The 26,335-nt window shown below is 40.0% G+C and carries 14 protein-coding genes; all 14 read left to right on the top strand.

Going from position 1 to position 26,335, the window contains the following annotated elements; genetic code table 11:
• The first annotated feature begins 11 nt into the window (after positions 1 to 11).
• On the top strand, positions 12 to 1,565 hold the full coding sequence (locus GR929_RS20810; RefSeq protein WP_159523591.1) for a RagB/SusD family nutrient uptake outer membrane protein: 1,554 nt from the start codon (positions 12 to 14) through the stop codon (positions 1,563 to 1,565).
• 287 nt (positions 1,566 to 1,852) lie between these two features.
• Positions 1,853 to 3,904, top strand: coding sequence for an alpha-L-arabinofuranosidase C-terminal domain-containing protein (locus GR929_RS20815; RefSeq protein ID WP_159523593.1), 2,052 nt, complete (start codon positions 1,853 to 1,855; stop codon positions 3,902 to 3,904).
• A gap of 31 nt (positions 3,905 to 3,935) precedes the next feature.
• Positions 3,936 to 6,113 carry a family 43 glycosylhydrolase gene (locus GR929_RS20820; RefSeq protein WP_235934538.1) on the top strand — a complete coding sequence of 726 codons (2,178 nt, stop codon included), beginning with the start codon at positions 3,936 to 3,938 and terminating at the stop codon, positions 6,111 to 6,113.
• A gap of 265 nt (positions 6,114 to 6,378) precedes the next feature.
• Entirely contained in the window at positions 6,379 to 6,984 is a 606-nt protein-coding gene (locus GR929_RS20825; protein ID WP_159523595.1) for an RNA polymerase sigma-70 factor, read from the top strand.
• 97 nt (positions 6,985 to 7,081) lie between these two features.
• Positions 7,082 to 8,392 carry an IS4 family transposase gene (locus GR929_RS20830; protein ID WP_235934540.1) on the top strand — a complete coding sequence of 437 codons (1,311 nt, stop codon included), beginning with the start codon at positions 7,082 to 7,084 and terminating at the stop codon, positions 8,390 to 8,392.
• Between the two features lie 142 nt (positions 8,393 to 8,534).
• Entirely contained in the window at positions 8,535 to 9,569 is a 1,035-nt protein-coding gene (locus GR929_RS20835) for a FecR domain-containing protein (RefSeq protein ID WP_159523597.1), read from the top strand.
• A gap of 187 nt (positions 9,570 to 9,756) precedes the next feature.
• Complete coding sequence (locus GR929_RS20840) at positions 9,757 to 12,978, top strand: SusC/RagA family TonB-linked outer membrane protein (RefSeq protein ID WP_159523599.1); 3,222 nt, start codon at positions 9,757 to 9,759, stop codon at positions 12,976 to 12,978.
• A 14-nt stretch (positions 12,979 to 12,992) separates the two neighbouring features.
• Positions 12,993 to 14,618, top strand: a complete 1,626-nt coding sequence (locus tag GR929_RS20845; RefSeq protein WP_159523601.1) for a RagB/SusD family nutrient uptake outer membrane protein — start codon at positions 12,993 to 12,995, stop codon at positions 14,616 to 14,618.
• Between the two features lie 146 nt (positions 14,619 to 14,764).
• A complete protein-coding gene (locus GR929_RS20850; RefSeq protein ID WP_201301082.1) occupies positions 14,765 to 16,093 on the top strand; it encodes a glycoside hydrolase family 27 protein in 1,329 nt (442 codons plus the stop codon).
• A 374-nt stretch (positions 16,094 to 16,467) separates the two neighbouring features.
• Positions 16,468 to 18,882, top strand: coding sequence for a glycoside hydrolase family 31 protein (locus GR929_RS20855; RefSeq protein WP_159523603.1), 2,415 nt, complete (start codon positions 16,468 to 16,470; stop codon positions 18,880 to 18,882).
• 56 nt (positions 18,883 to 18,938) lie between these two features.
• Positions 18,939 to 21,329, top strand: a complete 2,391-nt coding sequence (locus tag GR929_RS20860) for a glycoside hydrolase family 127 protein (protein ID WP_159523605.1) — start codon at positions 18,939 to 18,941, stop codon at positions 21,327 to 21,329.
• Between the two features lie 895 nt (positions 21,330 to 22,224).
• Positions 22,225 to 23,724, top strand: a complete 1,500-nt coding sequence (locus GR929_RS20865) for a carbohydrate binding domain-containing protein (RefSeq protein WP_159523607.1) — start codon at positions 22,225 to 22,227, stop codon at positions 23,722 to 23,724.
• Positions 23,725 to 23,782: 58 nt separating this feature from the next.
• Positions 23,783 to 25,264 carry a family 43 glycosylhydrolase gene (locus GR929_RS20870; protein ID WP_159523609.1) on the top strand — a complete coding sequence of 494 codons (1,482 nt, stop codon included), beginning with the start codon at positions 23,783 to 23,785 and terminating at the stop codon, positions 25,262 to 25,264.
• 168 nt (positions 25,265 to 25,432) lie between these two features.
• Positions 25,433 to 26,329, top strand: a complete 897-nt coding sequence (locus GR929_RS20875; RefSeq protein WP_159523611.1) for a glycoside hydrolase family 16 protein — start codon at positions 25,433 to 25,435, stop codon at positions 26,327 to 26,329.
• Positions 26,330 to 26,335 lie beyond the last annotated feature (6 nt).

The raw sequence follows: 26,335 nt of genomic DNA on the forward strand, positions 1-26,335 counted from the left end.
TTCTGAAAAAGATGAAAAACATATATAAAACAATCACGCTACTAATGTTATTAGGATTTATAAGTGGGTGTACAAAGGATATTCTTGATAAATCCCCTTTGGACAGATTATCTCCTGATACATTTTATCAAAATGAAGGTGAACTCAAGATGGGATTGATGGGAGTTTATAACGGCTTAAGTGAAAACTCCACCCAAATCCACTGGTATCAATTCGATTTTATGTCAGATGACGCATTTTGTGAACATTCTTGGCAAGGATCGCTTGAATTTGGAGCTTGGAACCAAAACTCAAGCAGTTCGACAGCCATGGAAAAATGGGCAAGAGCATACAGTACAATAGTTCGTGCAAATCGATTTATTGAAAACCTGGAGGCCGCTCCTGTTAACGATAACGTAAAAACACAAATGAAGGCTGAAGCTCGTTTCCTTAGGGCATTTATGTATGCTGATTTAGCACATTTTTATGGTGATGTTCCACTCATTTTGTCGGTGCAAACACTTGATGAGGCTAAAGTATCCAGAACCCTGAAAAGTGACGTGCTTAATGCTATCCTGGAGGATTTAGATTTTGCCGCGCAAAATCTTCCTGCAGAATATTCTGGCAGTGATATCGGTCGTGCCACTAAAGGAGCTGCGTTAGCTTACAAAGCCAGGGTTTATTTATATAACGAGAAATGGACGGAAGCAGCAGCCGCTGCCAAATCAGTAATGGATTTGAGTGTTTATCAGTTATTTAATAATTATGAAGGTATCTTTCTGGAAGATAATGAGAATAACAGTGAGGTTATTTTCGATATTCAATATATGAAAGACCTCAGTGCTCAACCGTGGCCAAGCTCTGCCCTATCTTTTGCTGAGTGGCCTACTCCGAGTGTAACTTCCAGTTTGATTAATTCTTATTACATGACAAATGGCTTGCCAATTGACGACTCAAATTCGGGATATAATGATCAAAATCCGTTTACGAACCGGGATCCGCGCATGGCTGCATCTATCATCTTGCCAGGATCTCAAATGGGAGCCAGGACTTTCATTCCGGCAAACGATGATGTTCTGACTGGAGCCAGACCTCGCAAATATGCTGATCTGAATAACACAGACAGAAACAACTGTGCTATTAATACAATATTAATGCGTTATGCAGACATATTACTAATGCGGGCTGAGGCTCTTGTGGAAGCCAATAAAATCACCCAGGAAGTTTACGATTTGATTGATATGGTTCGTGCCAGAGCAAATATGCCTTCTGTTGAAGAAGTGGAAGGGACTGGCCTTAGCCAAAGTCAACTACGTGAAATTATCCGGCATGAGCGTAGAGTGGAATTCCCAATAGAGGGATTGAGATATGCTGATATGTACAGGTGGAAGGATGAATCCCTTATTCATGATGTTTATGGATATAATCGCTCAAAGTTATCAGACCCATCAAATCCATCTACGTGGGTGTTTGAGCAGGTGAAAGCTTCAACCAGAACATTCAATGCTCAAAAGGGTTGGTTATGGCCAATCCCACAAGGGGACAGGCAAAACAATGAAAACCTGACACAAAACCCAGGTTATTAATGTTTTAATGCCCCTGTAAAAAGTGAAGTTCAAGGCGAAAAGATGAACTTCACTTTTTCATATTTTATTTCAAAAGAAAATTAAAGAAATATAATTTTTCGGTTTCAATAATTTAAAACGAATCTCATCATACTGCTGTTTCGGATACTTGGTGAGCTTTGTCAGGCCAATTGGAAGAACTCCCGGCTCAAATGGAACAAACAGATTATAAAACTATAAAATTTTGGGCTAGCCCAAGTGAAAAATCAATATTTTTGTAGAACTACTCAATTATTATCTATAGAAAAATGAATAAAAAACTATTCTTTACATTAGCTGTCGCCCTATTGTTATTTTTTTCAGGTGAAAGCTTACTAGCAAAAACAATCCCTTCAGGACTTTCTAAGAATATTGCCAATTCGGCGGAGGAAACTTCCAGAATCAACCAACCTGCAAATGATGGCAAAAAAATTAGTCCGCACCTTTTCGGGATTTTTTTTGAAGACATCAGTTATGCTGCCGATGGCGGGTTATACGCGGAACTGATCCAGAACCGCTCATTTGAATACAGTCCCAGCGACATTGATCATTGGAAAGATAAGAGTCGGTGGACCCCTTTCACTGCCTGGCAGTTTTCTACGAAAGGCTATGGTTATGGTACTATCTCGGTTGAATCTGCAACCCCCATCAACAAGAAGAACCCTCATTATATGGTTATTGATGTCGAAAATGCGGGGCAGGAAGGCGTAGGGCTGATCAATTCGGGTTTTGATGGTATTACAATTAAGAAAGGGGAAAACTATATTTTTTCTGTTTTTATCAAAAATCTATCTGGTAAAGCTATTCCAATGCGGGTTTCCCTGAAAGACAAAAACGATAAAATCTTTGCTCAAGCTGAATTTACGGCTGATGCAAACGACTGGAAGAAATATGAGCTGACCCTTGCAGCCAATGCCAACGTCGATAGTTGTAATCTTGCTTTACTGGCAAAGGAAAAGGGGAAGCTGGCCATTGACATGGTTTCGCTATTCCCTGAAAACACGTTTAAGAACCGGGAAAACGGGTTGCGCGCCGACCTGGCCCAGGTCATTGCCGATTTGAAGCCCAAATTTATGCGATTTCCCGGTGGATGCCTGGTTCACGGCGATGGGCTTGGAAATATGTACCGTTGGGAAAACACCATTGGTCCGGTTGAGCAGCGATTGTCGCAGCGCAACATCTGGAACTATCATCAGACGATGGGGCTGGGCTATTTTGAGTATTTCCAGTTTTGTGAAGATATGGGGGCCAAACCGCTGCCAGTGGTAGCGGCAGCCGTAAGCTGTCAGAATTCCGGTGGTACCTGGCGTATCGGGAGTACGGGACAGCAAGGTATTCCACTCAATGAAATGGATGAATACATTCAGGAAGTACTCGATTTAATTGAGTATGCCAATGGGCCGGTTACTTCCACCTGGGGAGCCAAACGTGCCGCTGCCGGACACCCTCAACCGTTCAAGCTGGAATATGTTGGTGTGGGGAATGAAGACAAGCAAACCGATGTGTTTCGCAAGCGCTTCCAGATGATCTACGATGCTATTAAAGCAAAACACCCCGAAATCACGGTGGTCGGAACGGTTGGGCCAAATCCGGCCGATGAAGATTACCGCCTGGGGTGGGCATTTGCCGATCAATTGCAAATTCCGATAGTTGACGAACACATGTACCGGTCGCCCGACTGGTTTTGGGGAAACCTGAATCGCTATGACAGCTACAACCGTGATTCGTCAAAAGTGTATGTTGGCGAGTTTGCCGCCCACGATGTGCAACGAAAAAACACATTGAGGTCAGCACTGGCCGAAGCCGCTTTTATGACCTCATTGGAGCGCAATGGCGATATTGTGACAATGGCATCGTACGCTCCCATGCTGGCCAATAAAAACCATATTTCGTGGAATCCCGATCTCATCTATTTTACCAATACCGATATTTTGCTGACCGCCAACTATTACGTACAAAAGATGTTTTCGAACAACGAGGGCAGCGAATATTATTCGAATATCATCTCTGTTTTGGGAAATAACGAAGGACAAGTCACGTTTGCATCCTCTTGTGTGAAAGATGGAAAAACCGGCGACATCATCCTGAAGTTGGTCAGCCGTGCAGACACGCCACGAAATGCCGACATTGACCTTTCTGTTTTTGGCAAAGTTTCAAGCGAAGCAGAGTGTACCGTTTTGAAAGGCAAACCGCTGGCCGAAAATACCTTTGGTGACCCGAAACAGGTTGTTCCTGTCAAATCGACATTGAAAACAACTAAAAAATTTACGTACGAAGTCCCCCGTCATTCATTAACAATCATCCGGATCAAATCCAACTAATATGAACCTTCAAAATAGAACGATTGCTAAAATGAAACCGAAATCCATCATACAAACCATCCTTTTACTAATTGTATTTATGCCGGGAATTATTTTAATCCCGGGATGCACAACAAACAAATCAGCCGACAATGAATCTGCTGGCTATGTATTTACCTACTTCACCGGCAACGGGCCAGGCCAGGAAGCCATCCGTTTCGCGGTCAGTAAGGACGGTTATCATTTCCGGGCACTCAATAATAACCAGCCAATTCTCGATTCAAAAAAAATCAGTTCGTCCGGTGGTGTCCGGGATCCGCATTTGCTCAGGGGTGCAGACGGGAAAACCTTTTTCATGGTGGCGACCGATTTGTACGTGCCCGAACAGGGCTGGCACAATTACGCCATGGTACTGATGAAGTCGACCGATTTGATCCATTGGCAGACCAGCATTGTCAATATCTCTGAATTGTATCCTGAACAGTTTGGCGACGTTAACCGGGTGTGGGCGCCACAAACCATTTATGATAAAACGACCGGAAAATACATGGTCTATTTTTCGATGAAGCAGGGCGAAGAGGTGGATAAAATATACTACGCTTATGCCAACCCCGATTTTACGGCGCTGGAGTTAGCCCCAAGACAACTGTTTTTCAGCCCCACAAATCATGCCTGCATCGATGGCGACATCATTTATAATGATGGAAAATACCATTTGTTTTTCAAATCGGAAAGTGGTGACCCCGGCATTAAACTGGCCCTTTCCGACCAGCTGACCGAAGGTTATAAAATGGTGGGGCAGGAACGCATTGATCAATCGAAAGACCCGGTGGAAGGTTCTGGTATTTTCAAGCTGAACAATTCCAACGAGTGGATACTGATGTACGACCTGTACACCAAAGGGGGCTACCAGTTTACGAAAAGTTCGGACCTGAGGCACTTCAAAGTAATCGACCAACAAATATCCATGAATTTTCATCCGCGCCATGGAACAGTTTTGCCGATAACCCGGAAGGAATTGAAGCGACTGATCGGACAATTCGGACGTTTTGATGATTTGCTGATTGATGCCACTTCTCCCGATCTGAAAAAACTGAATGTGGTGATTAACGAAAAAGCCATGACCATTCATTTGCCGATAAAACGTGGTGTTGATTTGACGAACCTTGATCCTCATTTTACCTGCTATCCTGGGATTTCAGTGAAGCCGGAAGGTCCGCAAAACTTTTCAAACGGATCGCTTGCTTATACCTTCACCATTGAAGGACAGGGCGCTGTGGTTTATGAGGTGAGTGCATCGGAAGATCACAACCCGGTTTTGGAAGGCTATTATGCCGACCCTGAAATTCTGTATGCTGAGAAAACCGGGAAATACTATATCTATCCAACTACTGATGGATTTGACAGCTGGTCGGGTTATTACTTCAAAGTGTTCTCTTCGGATAATTTAGTTGACTGGACTGATGAAGGTACCATTCTCGATTTGCACAAAGATGTGATATGGACCGACCGCAATGCATGGGCTCCTTGCATTGTGGAAAAAAAAATCAATGGCGAATATAAATATTTCTACTATTTCACTGCAGCACAGAAAATTGGTATTGCAGTGGCAGACAACCCAACCGGGCCATTCACCGATAGCGGAAAGCCTTTGATTGATTTTAAAGCCTTGGGTGTGATACGCGGCCAGGAAATCGATCCCGATGTTTTTACCGATCCAAAAACCGGCAAAAGCTACCTGTATTGGGGTAACGGTTACATGGCAGCTGCCGAGCTAAATAACGATATGATTTCAATCAACATGAAAACGTTGAAGTTGATGAATGTGGACCAAACATTCCGTGAGGGAAGCTATGTGATATTCAGAAACGACATTTATTATTTTATGTGGTCGGAAGACGATACCCGCAGCCCGAACTACAAAGTGCGTTATGCGACTTCAGATTCGCCGTTAGGAAAACTGTCAATACCAAAAAATAACATTGTTATTCAGCGTGATTCGGTGACCAATATTTTTGCAACCGGCCACAATTCCGCGATTCAAGTTCCCGGTACTGACATTTGGTATTTGGTTTACCATCGGTTCACCTATCCTAAGGGAGTTGAAATGGGACGTTCAGGTGGCTTCCATCGGGAGGTGTGTATTGATAAGTTGAATTTTGATGCAGATGGAAACATCATTGAAGTCAAACCCACCCTTGAAGGAATTAAGCCGGTATCTTTCAACTAACCCTTATTAACTAAATGGATAATTGAATTAATAAGCTAAAAAAATCTTGTCGAATTCTGACAGAAAAATGGGCGATAAGCTAAAGCAGTTTAATAAGCTCAAAATATTGAATCTTTCAATTGACTCAACCTGGATTTATTAGCTGGTTGTGGTTACAAAACAAATATTTGATCCACCCTAAGTTATTAATATGTGATCGTTCTCTTTTTACATTTAACTTTCAATAAGTGCCAGCCTTTTATTAATATTTGTCCAGTTCAAAACAATGTTTATATCTTTGGCAAACCATAAACGGTTTAGCAGATTGGATGAAAAATACCTCATAGCAGAACTAAAGCGCAAAAATAAAATCGTATTTGATTTTGTTTTCAACTTCTATTATTCAGGACTTTGTGCTTATGCCCGGAGGTGGGTGGATAACGGGGACACGGCTGAAGACCTTGTTCAGGATTTCTTTTTCAATCTGTGGGTCCACAGTTCCGACCTGAAAATTTCATCGTCCCTAAAATCCTATTTTTTTGTTTCTGTAAAAAATAAAGCCATCAATCATCTCAAGCATGTAAAAGTTAAAGAAGAATATGGCAAATATGTTCAGGATGAAGTAAACAGACAAGAAGAGTCTGCCAACTGGGAATTTACAGAACCAGAATTGGCCGAATTAATTGATCGCGGCGTACAAAAATTACCACCCCGTTGTCGGGAGATTTTCATTTTAAGCCGGCTCGAAGGTAAAAATAATGACAGCATAGCGCAGTCTTTGGGCATCTCAAAAAGAACAGTGGAAGTCCAAATCAGCAACGCATTAAAAATATTACGAATGGAACTGAAGGATTATCTTCCAATTGCATTACTCCTCTATCTTTTCAAATAAAAAATATCAATAGTGTCCGGTAAAAAATTACCGGGCAGTACATTTTGATGAGCTACCCGGTATGTCTATTTTTAAGTTACGACACAAAAAGATAGACATGGGTAAAAATACAATTTTTAGCGGACAGCCTATATTTAATCAGCTGTTAACGTTCATTGACAAAAGTGAGATAAGAAAAATAGCGAAACAGCACGGAAGTGAACGATATGTAAAGAAGTTTACCACCTACAACCATCTGGTTGTTATTCTTTTCGTGGTTTTCGAGGGGTATCATTCCATTAGGGAAGTAATCCTGGGGTTACTGGCCAATGCACATAAACTGTCGCATTTAGGATTGAGTTATTTGGTGAGGCGCAGCACTTTCGCTGAAGCGAACAAGCGCAGGGACAGCAAGGTATTCGAGGATATTTATATGTCGGTTTACCGAAAGCATTCACGTTTTTTAGCGGACAGCCGGTTAAGGGATAAAGACCTGAAGCGGCTTTATATCATGGATTCATCTACCATATCCTTGTTTAAGGACATTCTAAAAGGAGTTGGCCGTAATCCTAAAAATGGCAAGAAGAAAGGCGGGATTAAAGCCCATACGATCATCAAAGCCAGTGAAAATGTTCCCTGCTTGGTCAGGTACAGCGAAGCAGCAAGGCACGACCACATGTTTTTACAAGAGGTTGAAGCCCTGCCTTCTGGTTCAATCATTACCTTTGATAAAGGGTATGTGGATTATCAGCAGTATGAAGCATTTTCAAAAAAAGCAATTTGGTATGTAACCCGGCTAAAAGACAATGCCCTATATTCAGCGGGTGAAGAATTTGATATCCCAGACCAAGCTGATTCAGGTGTCCTGAAAGACGAAGAAGTAATACTTTATTATGGAGAAAATAAGAAACAAGAACACCGGGCACGTAGGATCGTTTATTGGGACAACGAAAACGAACGGTTATTTGAGTTCATAACCAATAACTTTGAACTAGCGGCAGAGACAATTGCGCTCATTTATAAGAAACGCTGGCAAATCGAGATGCTTTTCAAGCAATTGAAACAGAACTTCCCATTAAAATATTTTCTGGGAGACAATGAGAACGCCATTGAAATACAAATATGGGCAGCCATGCTTGCCAATTTGCTGATCACCTTAGTAAAAAGCAAACTCAAAAGAAGATGGGCATTCTCGAATATGGTTTCTGTTATCAGGCAACAATTGATGAATTACATTAATATGTACGCCTTTCTGGAAGCCCCGGAAAAAAGCTGGCTCAAGCTAATCAAAAACGATAGGCACAAATATCGAAATTCGCTATTCCCCGAAATGGGGGGCTTACTTTTGAAAATGAAATATAGTGATGCTGTGTATCAGAGAATTGAAAAAGAAAAATTATTAATATCCCGGTTTACCGGACAACAATGAAAAAATATATCTATTCCTCTACCTGCCAGATTGCTTTTTGCATTTTTATTTTTTTCATCTTCATCTATGTGTTTGTACGATCTGAGTTGTCCTATTAATGAAAGGCCGGGAAATACCCTTTAAAATCCTTGGAAGATCAATAATGACAAACAAAGAATACGATATCGGATTACTGTCTGGCTATTTTTCTGGTTTACTTTCTCAAGAAGAGCGATCAGCAGTAGAAGAATGGGGAAACGCCTCAGAAGAAAACCGGGCAATCTTTAAAGAAACAGAAAAGGTTTATCGGTCCATAAACCTTTTGAAGGAAATGAGGCAATATGATCCTTCCGCGGCCATGCAAAAAGTCAATACAAGAATCAAACTGGAAAAACCAAATAAAAACTTCATTTATTATTGGCAACGTGTTGCAGCAATTTTATTGCTTCCAATCCTGATATTTGGAGGCATTTACTTCTACCAAAAGAACGTTCCAGAAAAAAATACCATCGTCTGGCAAACGTTTAGCACTCCACCAGGTGTCAAGTCACAAATACAGCTTCCGGATGGAACCGGAGTCTGGCTAAATTCCGGGGCCAAATTGACATACCCCTCTGCTTTCATTGAAGGAGAGCGACACGTTAAGCTTTTAGGAGAAGCCTTTTTCGAGGTTGCCAAAGATAAAAAGCATCCTTTTAAAGTGAACCTGGGTAAGATCGGAGTTGAGGTAGTGGGAACGAAATTCAATATCGCTAACTATCAGGAAGAAAACCGGACTGAGGTTGTCCTGACCGAGGGAAAAGTGAAATTGTATAAAAATGATATCGATAAAAATCCGGTCATTACGGAAATGAAACCCGGGCAACGAGCCATTTACGAAAAGCCAAATAACAAACTTTCATTACACCCAGTAGATACGGACAAGTACACTTCCTGGATTGAAGGACGTATAGTCTTCAGGGACGATACCATGGATGAGGTCGTTCGCAAACTGGATCGTTGGTTTAACGTGAAAATCAAGATTGCCACCCCGGAAATCAAAACCTATGTGTACACCGGAACATTTAGGCATGAAACAATCACCCAGATTCTGAATTTACTTAAAAAGACTTCGCCAATAGAATATACAATGATTCCAAGTGAAAAACTGGATGATGGCAGTTACGAAAGACAACGAATAATATTAACTAAAAAATAAACGATGAAGTAATTCAAGCCTAAAACAAAGAGGAGAAATGTTTCCCCATCTCCCCTCTTACAATTCTGGCCATTATGGCCTAATGAACTGATTTGTTAATATAAAACATGACAAACTTATGAAAAAAAAACAATTTTTAATTGTTTCCGGGTTCACTATAACCAGGAAATCAAAGTTATTTTTAACTATGAGACTAACATTACTAGCTATTCTCTTATCGGTGTTTCAGGGATTTGCGCTAAACTCCTATTCACAAAACACCAGATTGACACTCAAAATGGAAAATGCAACCATCAAGCAAGTGTTAAACTCAATTGAAGAACAAACTGACTTCTTCTTTCTTTACAACAGCAAATTGATCGATGTGGAGCAGAAAGTTTCCATAGATGTACCAGGTCAAAACATTAATAATGTATTGGATCAATTATTTGCAGGTACAGATATACAATATGAAATTCTAGACCGACAGATCATTTTGTCGAACCGCAACCAAATCAATGCACAGGCTGGATCGACCAATGTCAAAGGGAGGGTAACCGACGATTCGAGCGAACCACTTCCCGGTGTGACCGTCGTAGTGAAAGGAACAACCTATGGAACCATCACAGATATCGATGGCTATTATCAATTAAACAATCTTCCTCCAAATGCCATTTTGGTATTTTCGTTCGTAGGAATGCGTACGATTGAACTCCCGGCAGACCGTTCCGTTATAAATGTCAAATTGGATGCCGAAACCATTGGGCTGGATGAAGTGGTCGCTATTGGTTATGGAACCATGAAAAAAGCGGATGTAACCAGCTCGGTAGCATCTGTAAAACAAGACGATTTTGTAAAAGCAACCGTAAAAAATGCCGGACAGTTATTGCAAGGTAAAGTTGCCGGCCTTACAATTGCTTCGTCTAGTGGTGATCCAACAAGTGGAGTGGCTGTATTATTAAGGGGAAATACGACAATTCTTGGAGCCAATACCACACCGTTAATACTTATCGATGGTATTCCAGGTGATTTGAATACTGTAGCACCCGAAGACATTGAATCGATCGATGTGCTAAAAGACGGTTCCGCAGCAGCAATCTATGGGGTGCGTGGTAACAACGGGGTCATACTAATACAAACAAAAAGGTTCAAGGCCGGAGAAATTAGTTCTATAGAATATAGTACTCAGTTAAGTACACAAAGAATTGCTCGAAAATTAGACATGCTTACTGCAGAGGATTACATACAACAAATAGCAGACGGTACCCGTGGTGCATCGTGGGATAATGGTTACTCAACAGATTGGTTTAAAGAAGCGACACAAAAACCATTTTCGCAGGTGCATAATTTAACATTTAAAGGAGGAAATGTTAAAACTAACTATTTGTTTAATTTTAATTACAAGTCTTCCAACGGGATTATTAAAAAATCAGACAATGATCTATTTAATGGCAGAGTGGATATCGTACATAACATGTTTGATGGCAAACTTAAGCTAAATTTTGGAATCATTGGAAGACAAAATACTTATACCACTACCGGAGATGGGTACAGTTTTGATGGATGGATTTACAGGCAGATGATGACTCAAAACCCAACATCTCCAATTAAAGATGATAATGGAAACTGGTTTCAGGAAGGTATTTTTGACTATGATAATCCATTGGCACGATTATATGAAAGTGATGGACGGAATAAGTCACAATATACAAGATATACGACACAAGTCAATTATAACCCAATTAATGGATTGAATTTAAGTGCAAACGTTGCCTATGACAAATACAATCAATCAAGAGGTTATTCCGAGACGAAAAAACATATTACCACGATTCGGGATGGAAGAAACGGTTATGCATCTATCGGAAATGATGAAAATATCTATCGGTTTTTAGAACTTATCGCAGAATACAAAAAAAACATCAAAAACCATAATTTTTCCATATTAGGAGGTTATGGATATCAGGAAAATGAGTGGTTAAATTCTTCAATGAATAATTATGACTTTGCAACTGATGTATTTGGATATGCAAATATTGGAGCTGGGAAAGCATTAGCCGAAGGTCGGGCACAAATGTCAAGTAGCAGAGGTACTACCAACCTCATAAGCTTCTTTAGTCGTGGAACCTACAGTTACAAAGACAAATATTTGTTAATGGTCAGTGTTAGGCACGAAGCGGCAAGTCAACTTTACGGCACAAAAAAGCCTTGGGGTACATTTCCTGCTGTTTCAATTGGCTGGAGAATCAACGAAGAATCTTTTATGAAAAGTGCTTCATTTATGGACATTCTTAAATTAAGGGCAGGTTATGGTGTAACAGGTAATCCTCCCATGGACTCATTTTTGGGAGTAGCAACACTCAACTATGCTGATTATTATTTGATTAATGGTAATTGGATCCGCTCACTTGTGCCTTCTCAAAACCCAAACCCAAACTTGAGATGGGAAGAAAAAAAGGAGTATAATATAGGCTTGGATTATGGATTCTTTGGTAATAGATTGTATGGAAGTATCGATTTATATAATCGAAGAATCGACGGATTGTTATATGATTATCAAGTTCCTAGTCCTCCAAACATTTATACATCTACCAGGGTTAACGTAGGTGTAATGGAAAATAAAGGAGTTGAATTGGACATGTCATATGTTCCTGTGAAAAAGCCTGATTTAAATTGGACTGTACAGGTACTATTTTCAACAAATTCAAACAAACTGGTTAGTCTATCAAATGACCTATATAAGCTAGATACTAATTATTTCACTGCAGGAAGCACAGATATACCAATTCAGACATTTACCCATATTGTAGAAATTGGTAAAGAAATCGGTAATTTTTATGGATACAAAGTAGTCGATATAACTGAAGATGGGAAATGGATGTATGAAAACAAGGAGGGGGAGATTGTTGATTATGACAATTTTAACAGAGGTTTTGATGATAAAAAGGTTATTGGCAATGGTATTCCCAAGTTCTATGCATCTTTGAATAACACTATTAAATACAAGAATTTTGATTTGGGAATTACGATGAGAGGAGCCTTTGACTTTCAAATCATTAATTTTCAAAGAATGTATTATGAAAATACCGGAGAAGAAAGGTATAACCGTTTAAAGTCTGCTTATAATAAAATTTATGGCAAGGCGGTATTAAACAAAAATATGCCACTTGAATTTAACAGTTACTATGTAGAGGATGGTGATTTCTGGAAGATTGATAATATCACCTTGGGATATAATTTGAAGTCTATTAATTCAAAATTTATTCATTCAGCCAGAGTTTATTTATCTAGCCTAAATACCTTTACAATTACAGGTTATAAAGGAATTGATCCTGAAGTGAACTGGACAGGACTAGATCCTGGCATAGATAACCGGGATAAATATCCAACCACGCGTACCATTACTTTGGGACTTAATGTAAACTTCTAAAATTGGCTACAATTATGAAAGCAACAAAATTATTAATCATACTATCATTCCTTGGAGTGATTAGCTGTACCGAACTTGAAGATAAAAGCTACGATATCATTGTAGCAGAGCAATTCAATGCATCGCCAGATGATATTGGGTCATTAATTGCATCAGCATACGTACCCTGGCGAAATTTATTTAATAAATGGCAAAGTTATTTCTGGGCACAGGAAATCTGCACGGATGAATTGTTAATTCCTAAACGTCCATGGGGATGGGTTGATGATGGTGGTTACAGAAGGTTTCATTATCACCAATGGACAGCTGAAGATGCCATTATATCCGAATGTTGGCAAAGGGCATTTAATGGAATTACAACCACCAATAGGGTAATATATCAGATAGAAAATGACCTGATACCTATCGGAGATTTCAAAACATCTGCTTTGGCGGAGTTAAAAGTACTCAGGGCCTCCTACTATTGGGTATTGTGTGACATGTATGGAAATGTTCCCATAATTACCACTTTTGATGTCCCTGCAAATTACCTGCCAGAACAAAATACCAGAAAAGAAGTATTTGATTTTATCATCAAAGAGGTAACTGACAATATAAATGATTTAAGCGATAAAAATGATCAAACGACCTACGGTAGGATGAATCAATGGGTGGCTCACGCCTTGTTGGCAAAGCTGTATTTGAATGCGGAGGTGTATACAGGGCAAGCCATGTGGGATAAATGTATCGCTGAATGCAATGCTGTAATAAATTCAGATGAATATCAATTAGAAACTAACCAAAAAAATGTATTTGTTACGAATAATGAAAACTCCAAAGAAATTATCTGGGCTTTTGTTTATGACGATAAATACCTGGTTCAATATTGGGATGATTGGAATGCATTTGATCATCATATGCAAACATTGCCGCAGGAAATGCAAGCAACATATAATTTAGTAAATTCTCCTTGGGGAGGTATTTGTGCAATCCCTCAATTTATAAATACCTTTGACAAAGAAGATGATGCGCGCTATAAAGAAAACTGGATCAAAGGCGTTCAATATTCTTCGAATGGTGAAGTTCTGATTGTCCAAAATGGAGCACAAAAAGGACAAGTACTTAATCTTGTGAATGAAGTTCCTGCTGTTGATACCACAGAAGCTTGCCATGGGTTACGACTTGGAAAATTTGAATATGCAATGGGATCTACTGCAATCCTAAATAATGACTTTCCATTCTTCCGCTATGCGGATATCTTAATGATGAAAGCAGAATGTTTGTTAAGAAAGGGACAAGCGGATGAAGCAGCACAACTAGTTACCCAATTAAGGGATAGAAGCTTTAAAAGTAGTCCTGAGAAAGCAATTGTAACAGGTAGTGAATTAATGCAAGGCAGTTCATATGACTATGGGAGAAGGGATGTTCATGGAACGACCGAAGAAGGTGGAACCGACGTACAATACGGCAGGTTCTTAGATGAACTGGGATATGAATTTTTCGAAGAAGCACATCGCCGTCAGGATTTAATCCGTTTTGGGGTATTCACAAAAAAATCATGGCTCTCTCACGAACCTAAAGGTGATTACAGGACTTTGTATCCTATTCCTCAGGTTGAAATCAATAAAAACTCAAATTTGCAACAAAACCCGGGTTATTAATAAATCATAATTATTGAATTTAGTGAGGAACAAACTTGACTGTTCCTCACTACTTATTTTCTGAATAAAAGAAATAGCTTAACATCAAATTAATTAACATGAAATATTCAAGCCAATTTTTATTGTTTTTTTTAATGGTCTTCTTCATGTCTTGTAAAAATGAAAACAAGATAAAAGCAGAACCATTTAAAGAAGGTGAATTTAAAACCTGGGCACAAACACCTCCAATGGGTTGGAACAGTTGGGACTGTTATGGGTCAACAGTTGAAGAGCATGAAGTAAAAGCCAATGCTGATTATTTGGCTGAAAATCTAAAAGAATACGGTTGGGAATACATTGTAGTTGATATTCGCTGGTTTGTGGAAAACGATAAAGCCGGCGGTTACAACCAAACCGATCCGCACTACATGATTGATGAATACGGCCGTTACCAACCTGCAATCAACCGTTTTCCTTCTGCCAAAGATGGCAGGGGATTTAAAGAATTGGCCGAATACATACACAGTAAAGACCTGAAATTCGGGATTCACATCATGCGGGGCATCCCAGGGGTGGCGGTTGAAAATAGATTGCCAATAAAAGGAACTGATGGGATTACGGCCGATCAAATTTATTCAACTAAACAGCAATGTGTGTGGTTGAAGGACAACTATACCATTGTTGCTGATAAACCTGGTGCACAGGAATACTATAATTCCATCTTTGATATGTACGCCGATTGGGGTGTCGATTTTGTAAAAGTTGATGATCTTTCCCGTCCGTATCACCAAGGTGAAATCGAATTAATTCGTAATGCTATTGATCAATGTGGTCGGCCCATTGTGTTAAGTACTTCACCTGGCGAAACACCAGTTGAAAAGGCTGACCATGTCCGTAATCATGCAAATATGTGGCGTATGGTTGATGATGTTTGGGATACCTGGCCGCATATTACTCATTTAATGGATGTTTGTCAGAAATGGTATCCATATATTGCTCCTGGTACCTGGCCCGATTGTGATATGATACCGCTGGGACGCATATCGATTCGTGGTGAAAGAAGTGAAGATCGCATGACCCGATTGACGCATGATGAACAATATACACTAATGACTTTATTTACAATTTTTAAATCACCACTTTTCTTTGGCGGCGACCTTCCAAGTAATGATGAGTTTACGCTTTCTTTGCTTACAAATGCGGATGTACTAAAAATGCATTGTGAAGGAACGGACGTCCATCAGCTTTTCCAAAAAGATGGTAAATTAGCCATTACTTCACGGAACCCCAATACTGGGGATATTTACCTTGCTATTTTCAATATTTCCGATAGCGAATCGCCAATTAGGGTATCGGTAAATTTGGAAGATTTGGGGGTGAAAGGAAGCAGTTTGGTAAGTAACATGTGGACCGGTGAAAATTTGGGGCAGGTGGAAGAAACATTTGGACAGGAGTTGCCAGCCCATGCTTGCGGTTTATTTAAATTCAACCACTAATCAACTTGTATCATGTCACACTATGCAATTGAATTGATGAAGAACACGAATTTGCAACAAAACCCAGGCTACTAATTTAGTTACTCAATAAAAAAGCGAAGTTCATTTCTAAAAACGAACTTCGCTTTTCATCTTTTTTAGAACAAACTAACTTGATGAATGATCATCAAAACTAACAATCACGTAATAATTCTTTTATCAATTCGATACAGAGCATATAAATTACACTCTCTGCTGTATTTCTTAAAAATGGATTTTAATCGCAGAGCCATCTTTGTTTAAAAGTATTTTTTTACTTTAATTTTATTGTAGCCAAAATTTTTGGTTTTAACAGAAAATCAAGGCTGCCACTCAACGACTAATAACTATTAACAATGACTAAAAATCTAACCCTTTTGCTGAGCTTGTTTTTGTGTTTAACTGGCCTCAATTCAAAAGCACAGGATTTTCAAAAAACACCTCAAGGAATAAAAGCCAATGTTGGTTCTGTAAATGTTGAAATCCAGTTTTACAATCCTCAAACTATTCGGATAATCAAAACACCAACTGGCGTCTCTTTAAAAAAAGAAAGCCTTTCGGTTATTGCCAAACCCGAAAATACAGAACTCGACGTCACGTCCTCAGGTCATTTAATCTCAATCACTTCCAGCAAAATAAAAGTAAGTTTGAACGATGAAACCGGGAAAGTCGCGTTTTATACGCTGGATAACAAACCATTGCTGAACGAAAAAGATTACGGTGTTCAATTTACACCTACAGACGACGCGGGCGAACAAACCTACATTGTTCGCCAGGCTTTTCGGCTTGGTGAAAATGAACCCATTTTTGGTATGGGACAGTTCCAGAAAGGAAAAATGGAGCAGAACAACCAAAAATTATTTTTGCGGCAAGCTAATTTGGAAACAGTCATTCCATTCTTTCAATCGATAAAAGGATACGGTGTTTTTTGGGACAACTATTCCCCTTCCTACTTTACCAATAATCCGCAGGAAACTTCATTTGAATCGGAAGTGGGCAACTGTGCCGATTACTATTTTATGTACGGGGGAAATGCGGATGGCGTTATTGCCCAAATGCGCCATTTGACCGGACAGGCTCCCATGTTCCCTTACTGGACGTATGGCTACTGGCAAAGCAAGGAACGCTATAAAAGCCAGAACGAACTGGTTGGCGTAGTCAAAAAATACAGGGAAATTGGCGTCCCGCTGGATGGGATTATTCAGGATTGGCAGTATTGGGGCGACAACGCCCATTGGAACGCCATGGAGTTTTTAAATCCTGAATTTCCTGATCCAAAGAAGATGATCGATGACATTCACAATTTAAATGCACACGTCATTATCTCATGCTGGGCATCGTTCGGACCCAAAACAAAACAATACGAAATACTGAACCAGAAAGGCATGTTGATGGATTTCAAAACATGGCCTCCATTTGCTGAAAATACCTGGCCTCCAAAACCAGATGCCAAACCCTCTGGCGTAAAGGTATATGATCCCTACAATCCTGAAGCCCGCGATATATATTGGAAATACATGAACCAGGGCATTTTCTCATTGGGAATGGACGGTTGGTGGCTGGATTCATCCGAACCTGACCATTTGGATATTCAAGACAAAGATTTTGACAACATAACTTATTTGGGGCCATTCAGAAAAGTTCGGAATGCATTCCCGCTGGAACATGTTGGTGGCGTGTACACACATCAACGGGAAAGCGATTCATCAAAACGGGTTTTCATTTTAACCCGCTCCGCTTTTGCTGGTCAACAACGCTATGGAGCCAATTCGTGGTCGGGCGATGTGGTGGCTTCCTGGGAGCACTTGAAAGACCAGATTCCTGCTGGATTGAACTTCTCACTGAGCGGCATTCCTTACTGGAACTGTGACCTTGGCGGTTTCTTCTTATGGAATTTTCATGGTGGTATCGAAAATAAAGCCTATCGCGAATTGTACGTGCGTTGGCTAGAGTTTGGAACCTTTATTCCAATGATGCGTTCGCACGGGACAGATTCGCCTCGTGAAATATATCAGTTCGGGCAAAAAGGCGATTGGGCCTATGATGCGATTGACAAATTCATCAATCTTCGCTACCGGCTTTTGCCCTACACGTATTCAACCTCGTGGGATGTTACAGCCAACAGCGGTAGCATGATGCGCGCCTTGATGATGGATTTTCCAAATGATAAAAAAGCCATCAACCTCAACAATGAATACCTGTTTGGCAAATCAATTTTGGTTTGCCCGGTCACTGATCCATTGTATGTTCAAAAGAAAGACAGTTCGATGGTTGAAGATTTCAGCACGGTAAAAACGCAAAAAGTGTATCTCCCTGAAGGAACCAACTGGACTGATTTCTGGACTGGTCAGCAAATTCAAGGAGGTCAAACAGTTGAAAAAGAAGTGCCAATTGATATCATCCCGCTATACGTAAAAGCTGGCTCAATTTTACCGATGGGGCCGTTGGTACAATTTGCGGATGAAAAAATCGATCCAATCGAGATTCGTATTTATCCTGGGAATGATGGTGATTTCACTTTGTACAATGACGAACACGACAACTATGATTATGAAAAAGGAGCCTATGCTACGATCCATTTTCATTGGGATGATGCCGCCAAAAAGTTGACCATTGATGACCGGAAAGGAGAATTCCCAGGAATGCTAAAAAAACAAAAGTTCCAAATTGTATTGGTTAGCGAAAAACAAGGAACCGGGCTCGGTGTCACAGCAAAACCATCGAAAACAATCAACTATTCAGCAAAGAAAATATCCCTAAAACTGAAATAATCATTTTTTCAGTCAGAAAAAAAGGAATTAAAAAGACACATTAAAACAATAACCCAATGAAAACCGCATTTATATTGCTACTTATTCTCGGATTGCTATCGGTGAAAAGTGTCCAATCTCAGGAGAAACTGTACCCAAACGAGTTTCCACTTGGCGATGTAACTTTACTTCCCAGTCAATTTAAAAATGCGGAGGAACTCAACATCAAAACCCTGTTGGAATATGATACCGACCGATTGCTTGAACCTTTTCTGACAGAAGCCGGACTTCCGGTAAAAGGCGCCCGATTCAAAAACTGGAGTGGGCTGGCGGGGCATGTTGGAGGCCATTACCTCAGCGCACTGGCCATGAACTATGCCGCCACAGGGAATACCGATTGCAAGGAGCGAATGGATTATATGCTCAGCGAACTCAAAAAATGTCAGGATGCCAACGGCAACGGCTATTTGGGAGGAGTCCCGGACAGCAAGGCAATATGGGCGCAGGTCAAGACAGGCGATTTTACCTTGTTCCATAAGGCTTGGGTTCCTTGGTACAACCTGCATAAAACGTATGCCGGATTGCGCGATGCCTGGCTTTATGGGAAAAGCGAGCTGGCCAAAACCATGTTTCTAAAACTCTGTGATTGGGGGATTGACGAAATCTCAGGTTTGTCCACCACCCAAATGCAAGATATGCTCAATACGGAATTTGGAGGGATGAATGAAGTTTATGCCGATGCCTATGAAATGACCGGTGATAAAAAGTACTTGGAAACTGCTAAAAAATTTACCCATCATGTACTTTTTGATTCCATGGCCAAAAAGGTTGACAATCTGGATAACTTGCATGCCAACACGCAAATACCGAAAGTAATCGGTTTTGCCCGGGTGGCCCAGTTCAGTCCTTCCGATAGTGATTATTTTACAGCTTCAAATTTCTTTTGGGAAACTGTTGTACACAACCGCTCGCTGGCTTTGGGAGGCAACAGTCGCCGTGAGCATTTCCCATCGGCCGAGGCTTGTGAAGATTACGTGACCTCCCGCGAAGGGCCGGAATCGTGCAACACATACAACATGCTGAAATTGACAGAAGATCTTTTCCGAATACAACCCAAAGCTGAATACATTGATTTTTATGAGCGTGCGCTGTACAACCATATCCTTTCAACCCAAAATCCGGAAACCGGTGGCTATGTTTATTTTACCCCGGCACGTCCACGTCATTACCGTGTTTACTCTGCCCCCAACCAAGCAATGTGGTGCTGTGTGGGCACAGGAATGGAAAACCACGGCAAGTATGGGCAAATGATTTACACCCATAATGGCAGCGATTCGCTTTTTGTGAATCTGTTCATTCCTTCTGTTTTGAATTGGAAAGCCAATGGAATTGAACTGAACCAGGAAACAAATTTCCCGGATGATCAATCAACCAAGTTGATGATTGCAAAAGGAGATGGCGACTTCACGATGTTCATCCGTCACCCGAAATGGGTAAAAGCTGATGAATTCACAGTGAAGATTAATGGAGAACTGTACAAACAAGCCTCTCAACCTGAAAGCTTCCTGGCCATCAACCGGACATGGAAGGCCGGTGACCAAATCGAAATCACCTTACCCATGCATGCACATTTTGAGCAGTTGCCCAACGTGGAGAAATACATCGCATTAATGTATGGCCCCATGCTATTGGGGGCAAAAACCAGCACCCAGGATCTCGATGGGTTGATCGCAGATGATGGTCGCTGGAGCCATATCGCGCGTGGTCCTCTAGAGGAATTGGATAAAGCGCCGATCATTGAAGGCAGCCGGGATTCCATTTTGCAAGATCTGGAGCCTATCAAAGGTAAACCGCTTATGTTCCAAGCTCCCGGAATGTTTCCCGATGAACCCCAATACCAATCGTTGGTTTTGGAGCCGTTTGAAAGAATACATGATGCTCGTTACATGATGTACTGGATGTCAATTTCCAGACCTGAATACGCATCGGTGGTCAAAGCGTTAAAAGCCAAGGAGCAGGAAGCCCTTGAACTTGACGAGCGCACAATCGACAACGTTGGTACAGGCGAACAACAGCCAGAGGCAGACCATTCCATGAAAGAATCAAATACATCGGCCAATGTATTTAAAGACGAATATTACCGTGAAGCCAGTAATGGCGGTTATTTCAGTTACCAGCTAGCTACAAAAGGACAGGACAAGCTTTCGTTGATGGTTCGTTACAGGGGAAATGAAAATAAAAACGACAAACGCTCCTTTGATATTTTGGTTGATGGCCAGGTAATTTCAACCGAGAATGTTTCCAACAAACGGAACAAGGACGATTTTGTGAATGTTGAATATCCAATTCCACGTTCATTACTGAAAAACAAATCGGTTATCACGGTTACCTTTAAAGGCAAAGAAGACAACAAGGCAGGGCGCATTTTCTATTTAAGACTGTTGAAACCAGACGGTGAAAAACCGTAAATGATTAGACTTTTTTAAGGGAATCAATTAGTTTAATGTGAAATTAATTTTTTTTACTAAACTTTTAGAACCACGAACATGAACCTGACACGAAAAGACTTTGTCAAAAAAGCATGTCTATCAGGAGCTTGCCTTTGTGGTTTTACGACCATATTGCAGGCTCAAACGTCAAACGAAACGAAAACCCGAAATAGAAAGACCGGGCATCGGCTTGTTCCATATTACTTACAATATGCCTGATGTTTAATCCCTTGCCAGTGTTTTATATTTGTGAATAACATTGTTGTGTTTTATGCCAGCTCCCCGCCTGATAGGTAAAGCTTATAAAATGTTGGTGCTTGATATTATTGGAAACAAATATGAAAATTCGCTATTCTCCGAAATGGAGGGGGCTTACTTTTGAAAATGAAAAAAGCTGGCATTGATTGTCACTGAATTAAAAACGAAATATTAGAAATATTCCGGTTTACCGGACAACAATGATAATAGACCACGTTAATCCGATACTTTTGGGCAACAGCTACTCTTATCAATTTTGTTATGAAACCGCATACTAAAACTTCGGACAAGCTCTTAAAATATAACTTTACGAATTTACTCCCTGTTTTTTACGGTTTTCTCCCCTGTTAAGCTCTGCCTTCTGCCATATTTTTAGCTCTTCATAAGATTAAGAAGCTAAACTCATCTTAGTAATGGAGACTCATGGCAGAAGAAGAATAGACAGACTATACACTAAGATGTAATGTAATCTACTGTCGAAACCGAAAGGAGGTATGGGAATCAAGCATTTGATATTTTCTCAGCTGGATTACCAGTAAAGAAAGTGGAAGCATTCAAAGAGGAAACAGACAACCTCAGTATTGCAAAACAAAATAAGACTAATTTAATAAATACAATGAACCTAAACTATTCAAAGATCGCGCTTCTAATTTTATTCGGATGTACGATTCAATTGGTTAGCCCCGCCAATAGCAGTCGATTAAAAGCAAAAAAAGAAGAATCAAAGAATGATAGTCATCAAAAAGTAAAAAAATACCAACCGAATAGTAAAGAAAATCCATTGGTTGTTGAGGGCACAAACAATACTTCTACGTTGATTATAAACTCGGAAAATATTCAGGAGGATCACCCCGTTTTGGTTACCGCTTCCCCTGGATTTAGCGTCAGTCAAACATCATTCCCTGCCAATTCTAAGAACAACTCTATAGAAATTTCTTATGATCAGACTTTAAGTAAAAAGTCTGGAGTTATTATTTTTAGAAGTGGATCAATTCGATCGTATGTTCATGTTAAAGGACTGGGGACTCCACTTCCTAAAAAAGATATTTCAGCATTTCCTGTTTATGTCGGTGGCGATTTAAAGGAATTGTTTCACATCGGCAAGAATGGTTTTGTTCCCCTCGAAAATGGGTTTACTATTGAAATGAAAGTAAAAACAGATAGACCAAATCAGGAATTTCGTCCATATGTAGTGACAGAAGGTGGCATTGGGTTTAAAGCTTACATTAATAATTCTGGCATGGGATTATACAACTCAGATTTTAAAAAAGGAATCAAAAACCCTATTACTTCGGTCGAAGGTGGCTTAGGCAGATTTTACAACGATGATCACCGTTTTCATATTTATCGATTCTCTGTAGCTTCGGATAATCGCATTTTCCTTTATCGTGATGGTCTTCCAATTGACACGCTCTCAGCAGTTGATTATGGGCTGCAGCCAGATTTTGCAGTGCGAACAGGGACTCTCAAACAGAATCTGCTTAAAAACCCCGATTTTGAAGGAGAATTTGCAACGCACAACAACGTACCAATAGCAAAATCAATCGAAGGATGGGATATTTTAATTGGGGATGTGTATAATTCAGAGCAATATATTATCAAACAAGAGATTGACAACGAACAGGATTTTAACAACCACATCTTGCGTATGAATCGCTACGAATGGAGTGATGGCTGGAGTGCTGCCGAAATTGGACAAATAGTGGATGTTGCACCAAACGAGACATATACGCTATCAGCTTTGATTAGGGGAGGGTACAAAAAAGAAAGTGGAAAATACCTCGGAAAAATCAAAATCCAGGAAGTGCAGGATAGGTCGTTAGGAATTACCGTAGATGTTGCAAGTAACAACTGGGAAACTTATTCAATGGATTACACGACATCCCCAAGTTGTAAACAAATAAGGATATTCTTTTTTTTGGAACGAAATAAAGGGGGGGGTAATATAAGCCCACTTGAAGTTGACAATGTAAAGCTTACAGGGATGCAAAGGTTGTATGATGCAAAAATAGGCTTCGAAAACAAGCAAGCTGTAATTGAATATTTTACATATGATACAACGGGAGTATATGCTCCATTAACTCCTAAAATAACAATTGATTCAGATAATTATTAATTTAAAAGCATGGGGTATTCCTTCGGGAGAATCCGGGTTTTATTAGTCATTATACAATATGAAAGGAATTACTTTGTTCGTAATCATTTTTCTCTCATTGATTTCTTCAGCACAAACCAAGATTTTTCCAGGATTAATTTGGCTTGATAGAGATAGTGTACAGATCAATGCGCATGGAGGGTGTGTCGTCTTCCATAACGGATATTATTACTTGTTCGGAGAAGATCGCACTGGTATGGTTTCTAATGGAGTTAGTTGCTACAAATCTAAAGACTTCTATCGTTGGGAGAGGGTTGGATTGGCTCTCACGCTTGCAGGAAAGCCTACTAAGGAAGAAAATGACATTGCAGTCGGTCGTACGCTTGAACGTCCCAAAGTCATCTTTAATGAGAAAAATAATAAGTGGGTCATGTGGTCACATTGGGAAAACGGGAACGGATATGATGCTGCAAAAGTATGTGTTGCTATCTCGGACAATATTGAAGGGCCATATAATTTTCATAAAGCTTATCGTCCAAACAATCACGATTCAAGGGATCAAACATTGTTTGTAGATGACGACGGAAAAGCTTACTATTTTGGCTCAACCGAAATGAACACCAATACTACCATGGCATTGCTTCGTGATGATTTTCTTGAACCAAGTGCAATTGAAGCAAAAATTCTCATTGGCGGACGTTTTGAAGCTGCTTCAATATTTAAAGTGGGTGACATTTATTACGGTCTGTTTTCCGGGTGTACAGGTTGGGCTCCGAATCCTGGACGCAGTGCTTTCACTACCAATATTTTCGGAAACTGGATCGAAGGCTCAAACTTCGCTGTTGATCCCTTGAAAGAAATTACCTATCGCTCTCAAAGCAATTTTGTATTTAAATTTTCTGATAAAGAAAAAGCATATATCTACATGGGCGACCGTTGGGATCCAAATGACGTAGGCAAATCTCACTTGGTTTGGTTACCAATTAGCATGCGATCTGGATATCCGGTTGTGAAATGGTATGATAAATGGGATCTAAGCGTTTTTGATACGATATACCGGTATAAACGAGCACTCAAGGTCCGAGTCGGTCACGTGTATAGCTTGCTTGAGAAAACGTCTGACCGATTAGTTTCTAAGCCTGCCAATGGTTTTCAGATTACCGAAGATGACGATGATATAAACCTAAGTCTGGAATTTATCGCCACGAAAGATTCAACAGTTTATAAATTGAAGGACAAAAAATCAGGGAATTTCATCGGCTCTTTGTTCGGAACACTGAGACTTATTCCTGGTAATAATGATTCATCACAGAATTGGAGATTTCATTTACAGGACGATGGCTATTATAAAATAGAGAACGTAAAAGAATGTAAATTCCTTTCATTGTCAGGTTCATCGACATTTAGCGGAACTTTCGTCTACTTGAATGCCTATTCAGAAAAAATACCACAGGAATTTGGGGTCTACTTTGATTCAAAAAAGTACGATTATGAAGAAGCTGATATTTTTTCTGCTAGTTGTATTGAAGGCAATGTTATGGTAATCAATGACTTAGAATAAATGCAATAATGGACAGCAGTAATTTTTTTATATTCATTCAGAGGCGTACAGTTAAGGTGGTTCGTCTTTTATTACATTAATTCATGTCGTAAAAACATAAAGATTGCGAATAGAAACAGGGGGTTTTGATACGAAAATCACAAATCAAAATAAATTAGTAAAAACAACATGATCACACACTTAGTAGCTATTTTTATATGCATATTATTTGTATTTAACCATTCCCACCCACAGGTCAATCTGCAATTATCTGACCTTGGAGATCATGACAATGTTGCTGGTTATCAGCTGGTATGGTATAAGGAATTCAATTTCTTAGGCAACCCAAATCCGGACAATTGGTCATATGAACTTGGCTTTGTCCGAAATAAGGAACTTCAATGGTCTCGAAGTGATAATACCAGTTGTGATGGGCAAGTATTAAGAATTGAAGCACGTCGAGAAAAGGTGAAAAACCCAAATTATGAAGCTGGAACTAATAACAGGACAACATCAAAAGGGTTTTCTGGATATACCTTGGCAAGTATCATTACAAAACGTAAACAATCGTGGAAATATGGGCGATTTGAAATCAGAGCACGCTTACCTATCAAAAAAGGTTCCTGGCCGGCAATCTTGACTCTGGGCGTTAATAATGAATGGGCATCGAACGGAGAAATTGACTTAATGGAATTTTGCATAAAAAACGGTATGCCAGGGATTCTTGCAAATGCAGCCTGGGGTACGCAAGACCGTTGGGAAGCTCAATGGGACTCAAGCTTTAAACCGTTAAAACAATTTATCGAGGAAAAAAATGACTCGAAATGGGCTGAAAAGTTTCACATTTGGAGAATGGACTGGGATGAAAACAACATTAAGTTATACCTAGATGACCAATTATTAAACGACATTGAATTGTCGAAAACAAATAATCCAGATGGACTTAATCCTTTCAAGCAAGGACATTATTTACTTCTTAATATCGCAATTGGGGAAAACGGAGGAGATCGTTCAGGCACACAGTTTCCGCTAACGTACGAAGTGGATTATTTCAGGGGCTACCAAAAGCTTTCGCCCCAAGAATAAGTTTTA

This window comes from Sunxiuqinia indica (genome assembly GCF_009847015.1).
Taxonomy (GTDB): domain Bacteria; phylum Bacteroidota; class Bacteroidia; order Bacteroidales; family Prolixibacteraceae; genus Sunxiuqinia; species Sunxiuqinia indica.

Coding starts and splice junctions, on each gene's coding strand:
- GR929_RS20840 (WP_159523599.1), top strand. CDS start 9,757: ATGAGACTAACATTACTAGCTATTCTCTTATCGGTGTTTCAGGGATTT.
- GR929_RS20820 (WP_235934538.1), top strand. CDS start 3,936: ATGAAACCGAAATCCATCATACAAACCATCCTTTTACTAATTGTATTT.
- GR929_RS20850 (WP_201301082.1), top strand. CDS start 14,765: ATGTCTTGTAAAAATGAAAACAAGATAAAAGCAGAACCATTTAAAGAA.
- GR929_RS20830 (WP_235934540.1), top strand. CDS start 7,082: ATGGGTAAAAATACAATTTTTAGCGGACAGCCTATATTTAATCAGCTG.
- GR929_RS20815 (WP_159523593.1), top strand. CDS start 1,853: ATGAATAAAAAACTATTCTTTACATTAGCTGTCGCCCTATTGTTATTT.
- GR929_RS20870 (WP_159523609.1), top strand. CDS start 23,783: ATGAAAGGAATTACTTTGTTCGTAATCATTTTTCTCTCATTGATTTCT.
- GR929_RS20810 (WP_159523591.1), top strand. CDS start 12: ATGAAAAACATATATAAAACAATCACGCTACTAATGTTATTAGGATTT.
- GR929_RS20835 (WP_159523597.1), top strand. CDS start 8,535: ATGACAAACAAAGAATACGATATCGGATTACTGTCTGGCTATTTTTCT.
- GR929_RS20825 (WP_159523595.1), top strand. CDS start 6,379: ATGTTTATATCTTTGGCAAACCATAAACGGTTTAGCAGATTGGATGAA.
- GR929_RS20855 (WP_159523603.1), top strand. CDS start 16,468: ATGACTAAAAATCTAACCCTTTTGCTGAGCTTGTTTTTGTGTTTAACT.
- GR929_RS20860 (WP_159523605.1), top strand. CDS start 18,939: ATGAAAACCGCATTTATATTGCTACTTATTCTCGGATTGCTATCGGTG.
- GR929_RS20845 (WP_159523601.1), top strand. CDS start 12,993: ATGAAAGCAACAAAATTATTAATCATACTATCATTCCTTGGAGTGATT.
- GR929_RS20865 (WP_159523607.1), top strand. CDS start 22,225: ATGAACCTAAACTATTCAAAGATCGCGCTTCTAATTTTATTCGGATGT.
- GR929_RS20875 (WP_159523611.1), top strand. CDS start 25,433: ATGATCACACACTTAGTAGCTATTTTTATATGCATATTATTTGTATTT.